This window comes from Sphingopyxis solisilvae, from assembly GCF_015475875.1.
Classification (GTDB): Bacteria; Pseudomonadota; Alphaproteobacteria; order Sphingomonadales; family Sphingomonadaceae; genus Sphingopyxis; species Sphingopyxis solisilvae.
This window is the reverse complement of sequence record NZ_JADKYM010000042.1, coordinates 1-7,642: the sequence shown is the minus strand read 5'-3', so window position 1 is coordinate 7,642 and position 7,642 is coordinate 1. Positions and strand designations below refer to the sequence as shown.

Annotated in this window: 9 protein-coding genes and 1 pseudogene; 4 read left to right on the top strand and 6 right to left on the bottom strand. The window is 64.8% G+C overall.

What is annotated here, in order from left to right:
- The first annotated feature begins 257 nt into the window (after nucleotides 1-257).
- Nucleotides 258-1,763 (top strand): S10 family peptidase, encoded by a 1,506-nt coding sequence (locus IR187_RS16535; RefSeq protein ID WP_194955669.1) that lies wholly within the window; start codon nucleotides 258-260, stop codon nucleotides 1,761-1,763.
- Between the two features lie 101 nt (nucleotides 1,764-1,864).
- On the opposite strand, the gene IR187_RS16530 is transcribed toward IR187_RS16535, so the two are convergent.
- Genes IR187_RS16530 through IR187_RS16520 form a run of 3 tightly spaced genes read right to left on the bottom strand, consistent with a single transcriptional unit; the run spans nucleotide 1,865 to nucleotide 3,491 of the window.
- Nucleotides 1,865-2,302 (bottom strand): hypothetical protein, encoded by a 438-nt coding sequence (locus tag IR187_RS16530; RefSeq protein ID WP_194955668.1) that lies wholly within the window; start codon nucleotides 2,300-2,302, stop codon nucleotides 1,865-1,867.
- 22 nt (nucleotides 2,303-2,324) lie between these two features.
- Complete coding sequence (locus IR187_RS16525; protein ID WP_194955667.1) at nucleotides 2,325-2,933, bottom strand: TetR/AcrR family transcriptional regulator; 609 nt, start codon at nucleotides 2,931-2,933, stop codon at nucleotides 2,325-2,327.
- 3 nt (nucleotides 2,934-2,936) lie between these two features.
- On the bottom strand, nucleotides 2,937-3,491 hold the full coding sequence (locus tag IR187_RS16520) for a DUF4287 domain-containing protein (RefSeq protein WP_194955666.1): 555 nt from the start codon (nucleotides 3,489-3,491) through the stop codon (nucleotides 2,937-2,939).
- 62 nt (nucleotides 3,492-3,553) lie between these two features.
- On the opposite strand from IR187_RS16520, the gene IR187_RS16515 reads away from it, so the two are divergent.
- Entirely contained in the window at nucleotides 3,554-4,288 is a 735-nt protein-coding gene (locus tag IR187_RS16515) for an NRDE family protein (protein ID WP_324187719.1), read from the top strand.
- 147 nt (nucleotides 4,289-4,435) lie between these two features.
- Here IR187_RS16515 and infC read toward each other — a convergent pair whose 3' ends face one another.
- Nucleotides 4,436-4,972: a translation initiation factor IF-3 gene (infC, locus tag IR187_RS16510; protein WP_194955665.1), complete on the bottom strand. Its 537-nt coding sequence runs from the start codon at nucleotides 4,970-4,972 to the stop codon at nucleotides 4,436-4,438.
- A 163-nt stretch (nucleotides 4,973-5,135) separates the two neighbouring features.
- A complete protein-coding gene (locus IR187_RS16505) occupies nucleotides 5,136-6,272 on the bottom strand; it encodes a penicillin-binding protein activator (protein ID WP_194955664.1) in 1,137 nt (378 codons plus the stop codon).
- A gap of 61 nt (nucleotides 6,273-6,333) precedes the next feature.
- Between IR187_RS16505 and rsmI the strand changes: the two genes are divergently transcribed.
- Together rsmI and IR187_RS16495 are read left to right on the top strand one after the other, a co-directional pair.
- Entirely contained in the window at nucleotides 6,334-7,194 is an 861-nt protein-coding gene (gene rsmI / locus IR187_RS16500; protein ID WP_194955663.1) for a 16S rRNA (cytidine(1402)-2'-O)-methyltransferase, read from the top strand.
- On the top strand, nucleotides 7,191-7,541 hold the full coding sequence (locus IR187_RS16495; RefSeq protein WP_194955662.1) for a YraN family protein: 351 nt from the start codon (nucleotides 7,191-7,193) through the stop codon (nucleotides 7,539-7,541). Before rsmI ends, IR187_RS16495 begins: the two co-directional genes overlap by 4 nt.
- 15 nt (nucleotides 7,542-7,556) lie before the next feature.
- Here IR187_RS16495 and IR187_RS16490 read toward each other — a convergent pair.
- Nucleotides 7,557-7,642: pseudogene (locus IR187_RS16490) on the bottom strand (ribose-phosphate pyrophosphokinase-like domain-containing protein); the annotation flags it as partial.

Genomic DNA, 7,642 nt, shown 5'->3' with positions numbered 1-7,642 from the left:
TCATGCTTCTATCCTCCCCTCCCGTTTGCGGGAGGGGTTGGGGGAGGGAATGTTCATTGGGTGAGCGACCTCTACAGGCCCTCCCCATAACGCGATAAGGAAGGCAGTGCTTCGGTCCAACCCGATCGCGCTCTAGGTCCTGACGCTGAACGCACCCCCACCACCTTCGACCAAAACCCCACCGCAACCGACCAGCACCCTTGCCCCCTCCCCGCGCGCCCATTAGCGTCCGCGCTTCAAAACGGGGAGACAAGTTTATGAAATCGGGTCTGTCGCTGATCGCGCTGGCGCTTGCCGTCGCGGTTCCTGCCATCGTCCATGCCGAGGACCAGAATGACAAGGCGAAGGCCGAAAAGCCCGCCGCCGATTATGAACCGCAAATCCGCACCACCAAACTCAGCGGCACCTTCGGCGGGCAGCGGATCAACTATGCCGCAACGATCGGCGAAACGATCATCAAAAACAAGGACGGCGTGGCCGAAGTCGCCGTCGTCACCACATCCTATGTCAAGGAACCGCGCGACCCGGGCCGCCCGGTGACCTTCCTGTTCAACGGCGGCCCCGGATCGGGCACCGTCTGGTTGATGATGGGCGCGTTCGGGCCGAAGCGCGTTGCGATCAACGGCACCGGCGTCGATGACGGCGCACCGCCCTACCCCATCGTCGACAATCCCGACGCCTTGATGGACGTCACCGACGTGGTGTTCATCGACCCGCCCGGCACGGGCTTTTCGCACCTGATCGGCAAGGCCAACCCCGAGGATTATTACGGCGTCACGCAGGACGCCAAGCTGGTCGCCGAAGTGATCCGCCGCTGGCTCGCCGACAATGGCCGCTGGAACAGTCCCAAACATCTCGGCGGCGAAAGCTATGGCACCACCCGCACCGCCGCGGTCGCGCATCAGCTGATGAACGCGACCTATAATGACGTCGCGTTCAACGGCCTGATCCTGATCTCGACCGTGCTCGATTTCGCGGCAGGCGCCGACACGCCGGGCAACGAGCTGTCCCCCGTCACCAACCTGCCCTCGATGGCGGTCACCGCGCTCTATCATGGCAAGGCGAGCGCCGCGTCGGTCGAGGCGTTTGCCGAGGAAGCGCGGCAATGGGCGATCGGCCCCTATGCCACCGCGCTCTTGAAGGGGCAGAAATTGCAGGGCGACGAACGCGCCGCAATCCGCCGCGAGTTGGCGCGCTTCACCGGGCTTTCCGAAACCTATCTCGAACAGGCGGACCTGCGCGTCACCCCCGCGCGCTTCTACAAGGAGCTACTGCGCGACCGCGGCCTCACCGTCGGGCGCCTCGACAGCCGCTACACCGGCAAGGATTATGACAGCGCGGGCGAAACCCCCGATAACGACCCCAGCTTCTATGGCATCGACGCAAGCTATACCGCCGCGATCAACAGCTGGTTGCGCGATGGGCTGGGGTTCAAGACTACCCGCGAATATCAATCGATCGGCCGGATCGGCGGCCAATGGGACTGGCGCATCGGCGGTCGCGACGACAACGCCTATCTCAACGTCACGCCTTACATAGGGCAGGCGATGCGCGAGAACAGCGGGCTGCGCGTGCTCGTCGCACAGGGTTGGTATGATTTCGCGACCCCCTTCTTTGCCGCCGAATATGCGCTGTCGCGCACCGGCATCCCGCAGGATCGCATCACCTACACCTATTATGGCGCGGGCCACATGATGTACATCCGCGACGAAGACCGGCGGAAACTGTCGGAGGATGTGCGCGCGTTTATCCGGGCGCGGTAGAATGGCTGCTCACGACCGGTTGCGGACATGCTATCCTCCCCATCGCAAGTCGATGGGGAGGATCTGTCGACGTCCGCTCCCCACCCCAAAAGCGGTCATGGTCAGCGCAGAACAGCCTTCGCCTTCATCGCGCGCGCGTAGAAGAACAGCGCCAGCATGATGGCCCAGATGACCGCCGTTACGATCATTGCGACATTCTGGAACAGCGCGCGCGTCGTTTCGCCGTTCAGGACATGCTGGTAGACGGTCGATCCAGCGAGACCGGCGATCGACACGATATAAGCGGTCACCGCATGACGCGAACGCAAGAGCAGCAGCACCGAGCCGATGAAGGCGCCGAAACCGCCGAGCGCCCAGCAGACATCGGCCCACAAAGGTGCGCCGAGGATGAAAACGCGCTGGTCGCTCGTCAGCGGCGACAGCCAGAATTCATTCTCCACATTGGTCAGCGTGAAGTCGACCACGGGAAAGGCATTCACCAGCACGGCAAGAACGCCGACCACCCACAGATGCCAAGGCGTTTTTCCAACTTCGGTCATTGCACCCTCCCCCTCCGAAAAGTCACGCTAGGCTATCACGCTTTGCCGTCGCCAGCAACATGGTGATATAGTCACGCAATACAGCAATATTGCGGTCGAAATAGCCGATGTCGCGATAGGTGCGCGCCTGCATCACAGCGCCCTCCATCACGGTCAGCACGAACTCGCCGAGTGCCTTGCGGTCGGTGCCAGACGGCAAGCGATCGGTCGCCGCGTCGAAACAGCGCGCGATCGCCGCCGACCAGTTCGAAAAATTCGCCGCCATCAGTTCGCGCACCTGCGGGTCGGGTTCGTGGATTTCGAGCGCGAGGCTGCCGATCGGGCAGCCATAGGTGCAGTCGGTGACGATCAGGTGGGTGCGATACCCGCCAAGCAGCGCAAAGACGCGTTCGATGGGGTCATCGATCCCCTCCCAGTTGGGCGCGAGCAACATGTCCTCGATCCCGTCCCGATAGAGTTCGAGCACGCCGACCAGCACATCCTGCTTGCCGGGGAAGAAATGATAGAGGCTGCCCGAATGAACCTGGCTGCGCGAAAGAATGTCGGCGACCGAGGTCGAGAGATAGCCTTTCTCCCAGAACAGCTCCATCGCGGTCATCAGGATGCGCTGGCGGGTGTCCGCGGCGTTCATCTTTTAACCTGCGCGGTCGTAAGCGGCGCGGAGCCAGCCGGTCACATCGTCGCCCGGCTCCTCGCCCGCGTTGATGCGGATGCGGTGAGAGACCATCGCGTTCCAGCTTCCCGCGAGTTCGAGCTTGCCGACGGGCTCCTCGCCCTTCAAGGCCAGCCCGATGTCGAAGCGGTCCTTGGTAGACGGCATCAGCAGCGCAAACTGCTTTTTGCGGCGCAGACTGACATAGCCCTTTTTCGGCGCCAGCTCGACGTCGCCGCCAAAACCGCGGACCAGCGCGACCAGCTGGTCGTAAAGCGATCGCCAATGCGCCTTTGCGCCGCCAAATGACGCATCGACCAGCGCGTCGTCATCCTGTGACAGCGACGAGGACGCATTCGCGGCGTGGACGATCATATTGGCGTAGCCATGACCCAGCCCATGTTCGGATTTCAGGTGGTTCACCAGCGCCATATGGCCCGCGATCCCCGTCGCCCGCGCGGTGGCGACCCAATCGTCCAGCCCTTTGCCCGTCTTGGCGCGCAGGCTTTCACCCATCTTCGCGAACTCGTCGGCCATCGGCGCCCTCCGTCGTCCAAACAAGTTGATTGAACATTCAACCAAGGAAATTGTCAAGAGGCTTGGCAAGGCCGACCTTCGCCCCGATATGGGCGCGCATGTGCGTCGTCGTCCTAGCCCACCGCGTCCATCCTGACTGGCCGCTCATCCTGATCGGCAACCGCGACGAGTTTCACGCGCGGCCCGCCGCGCCGCTCCACTTCTGGGAGGACGGCAGCGGCATCGTCGCGGGGCGCGACCTCCAAGCCGGCGGGACGTGGCTCGGCGTCCATGCCCCCAGCGGCCGCGCCGTCGTCGTCACCAATGTGCGCGGCGCGATGCCCGATCCGGCAAAGGAATCGCGCGGCGCGCTCGTCACCGACCTGCTGCGTGGGCAGGGCCGCTTCGCCGATCCGGTCGCCGCCGACCTCGACCGCTTCAACGCCTTCAACCTGTTTGCGGTGGACTTGGGCGGCCCACGTCTTTTCACCAACCGGCCAGCGCCGCAGATTTCGGCGTTGGAGCCCGGCGTCCACGCGCTTGCGAACGAGCCGGTCGACCGCCCCTGCCCGCGCGCCGAAAGGCTGCGCGCTGCGCTTGCCGCAGTGGTCGAGACAGGCAGCGACCCCGAAGGGCTGCTCGACACGCTGACCGCCGAAGGCGACCCGGCGCTATTCCTGATGGGCGAGGTCTATGGCACGCGCGCGTCGACGCTGGTCGCGGTGGCGGCGGACGGCGCGGTCCGGATGGTCGAGCGCCGATACGAAACGGGCGGCGGCCCCGGCGGAACGACCGCCCTCGATTATCGGATTGGCTGAGATAATCCTCCCTGCCGCGAAGCGATGGGGAGGTGGCAGCGCGAAGCGCTGACGGAGGGGCTTTGGAGCTACCGTTGCCACCCCTCCACCATCCGCTGCGCGGACGGTCCCCCTCCCCATGGCTTCGCCACAGGGAGGATTGGATTGCTATTTCGGCGCGATGACCATCAGCATCTGACGGCCTTCGGTGCGCGGATGCGCCTCGACCTTCGCGATTTCCGACGTCAGTTCGGCGACGCGCTGCAGCACGTTGAGGCCCAACTGCGTGTGGCTCATTTCGCGGCCGCGGAAACGCATGGTCATCTTGACCTTGTCGCCTTCCTCCAGAAAATCGAACACCTTGCGCATCTTCACGTCGAAATCATGATCGTCGATGTTCGGACGCATCTTGATCTCTTTGATCTCCTGCGTCTTTTGGCTCTTGCGGGCAAGATTTGCCTTTTTCTGGGCTTCGTATTTGAACTTGCCGACGTCCAGGAATTTGCACACCGGCGGATCGGCATTGGGGGATACTTCAACCAGGTCGAGCCCGACTTCGGCGGCTTGTTCGATCGCTTCGGCGGTCAGCATTACGCCCAGATTTTCGCCTTCCTCGTCAATCACGCGGACTTTGGGCGAGGCGATGAATTCATTGTATCGCGGGCCGTTCTTTGGCGGCATGGGCGCCAGCGGGCGGCGAGTCATGGGCGGTGGTATAGCTGTATCTCCTGATCGTTAAACGGTGGCGCGCGGAATCAGTACGATTGGCGCACCATGCCCATATAGTGAACACAGCCGCGCCGTAAAGGCTGCGCGTCACATCATCGCAATGCTTTTCACTGCAACTGTGGTGGTCAGGCCACGCCCCTCACCACTTGGTCGGGGCTGGATCGACGACGCGGAACCCCCCGGCGCCGATTTCGCTCACTTCCAGAGCGCGCTGCGCGATGCCGCGATTGTTGAAGCGGAAAATGCCGTCGATACCGCCGAAACCATCCGCGGCCATCAGCCTGTTGACCGGAAAGGCCGTACCCGGTTTCCAGTCGCGCGAAATACGCACGGTGAGCAGGACCGAGTCATACCCCAGGCTCGCGAGCCGGTACGGCGCCTTGCCGAACCGGGTGCGATATTTGGTCGCCAGCTGGCCATAAAGGCCGTCGGAGACGCTGGCGAACCACGAACCGCGCATCGCCGCGCTGCCGCCAAGCGATGCGTCGGTGTTCCACAACTCGGTACCCAGAATTTGCCGCGGCCCGCTGCCCTTCACGATCGGCACCGCGCGGATCGCGTTGCCGCCGCTGTCGGCAATCAGCACCGCATCGATTGCGCCGGCATTGGCGATCCGCCGCGCCGCGCCGCTCAGCGCGGTCGCGCTGCGGTCATAGGATTCAACCGCGACCAGTGTGCCGCCGGCTTCGGCAACCGCGGCGCGGAATGCCGCCGCCGACCGGTCGCCATAGACATTTTTGGGCACCAGCGCGCCGAACCGCTGGTGACCCTTGCCGCGCGCAAAGGCGACGACGCGCTCGACCGACTGGCCGGGGACAAAGCCCATGATGAACACGCCGTTGCCCGCGACGCCGCTGTCGTTCGAGAAGCTGAGCACCGGCACCTTGGCATCGCGCGCGATCGGCGCCACCGCGGTCACATCTTCGCTGAGCAACGGGCCGAGGATCAGCTTGTTGCCGTCGGCGACCGCCTGCCGCGCCGCAGCGGCGGCGCCCAGCGCGGTGTCATAAGTGGTGATCCGCACACGCTCGGTACGCGAATCGAGCAAGGCCAGCGTCGTCGCGTTGGCGATCGCGGTGCCGACGTCGGCATTGGCGCCGGTCTGCGGCACCAGCAGCGCGACGCGGTGGCGGTCGGTGTCAGTGGGCAGGCCGGGGCCGACATTGTCGGTGGGCGTTTCGGGCGGCGGCGGCGTCGCCGGACCATTGCCTTTCGGCACAACCTGACAGGCGCCGAGCAGGCCCGCCATCGCCACGACGCCCAGCCCGCGCAACATTTGTCGGCGGGGCGGCGCATTATTTTGGCGTGTGGGGGCAGTTTCTGCCATTTTCGGCGTCATGCCAGATTCGACCATCTCAAATTCTCCCTTGCCCGGTCTCTATATCGTCGCGACCCCCATCGGCAACCTCGGCGACATCAGCGCGCGCGCCGCAGCGGTGCTGGGGCGCGCCGACCTGATCGCGGCAGAAGATACACGGGTCACGGCGAAGCTGCTTTCACATCTTGGTTTGCGTGTGCCGATGACTCCCTATCATGACCATAGCGACGAACGGACGCGCGCGACGCTGATAAGCCGCATGGCCGATGAAATTGTCGTTTTGGTGTCGGACGCCGGCACCCCGCTGATTTCGGACCCCGGATACAAGCTCGTGCGCGACGCCCGCGCGGCGGGGCGGCACGTCACCACCCTGCCCGGCCCGTGCGCCGCGATCGCCGCGATCACCCTGTCGGGACTGCCGAGCGACCGTTTTTTGTTCGCGGGCTTCCTGCCGAACAAGGCGAAAGCACGCGCCGACGCGATCGCCGAATTTGCGGGGCTGCGCGCCAGCCTCGTCTTCTACGAAAGCGGCCCGCGCCTCGCCGCCGCCCTCGCTGCACTCGCCGCTGGGCTCGGTGACCGCGAGGCCGCGGTCGCGCGCGAGATCAGCAAGCTGTACGAGGAATGCGTCACCGGCACGCTGACCGAACTCGCCGCACGCTACGCCGATGCCCCGCCAAAGGGCGAGATTGTCGTCGTCGTCGCCCCGCCCGGCGAGGCGACCCCCGAAGCGGCCGATGACGCGACCCTCGACGCGGCGCTGCGCGAGGCGATGTCCGACAAACCCGTCGCACAAGCAGCAAAAGCGGTCGCCAAACGCTTTGGTCTCGATCGCCACGATGTTTATGCGCGCGCACTGGCGCTGAAAGACGCCGGTTGAAACGCGCCGCCGCCGAAGCGCGCGGACGCAAGGCCGAGCGCCGCGCGGCGTGGTGGCTGCGCCTCCACGGCTGGCGTATCCTGGGCGAGCGGCTGCGCGTCGCCGCGGGCGAGGTCGATCTGGTCGCACGTCGCGGTCGCACCATTGCCTTTATCGAAGTGAAGTGGCGCGAGCGCTCCGAAGACCTCGACCTTGCAATCGACCATTTCCGCCTTCGCCGCGTCGCCGCCGCCGCAGAAATGCTCGCCCCCCGCTTCGCCCGCCCCGGCGACGACATCCGCATCGACGTGATGCTCCTTGCGCCAGGGCGCCTGCCACGCCATCTGGTCCACGTCTGGCAACCGTGACGGGCTGCAGCAACAATTGTCGTTGGCCGGGAAATTGGTTGGCTGGACGATGAAGACGTCCTGTCCGCGGACATTTTCATGAATTTCGACGAACACTTCCT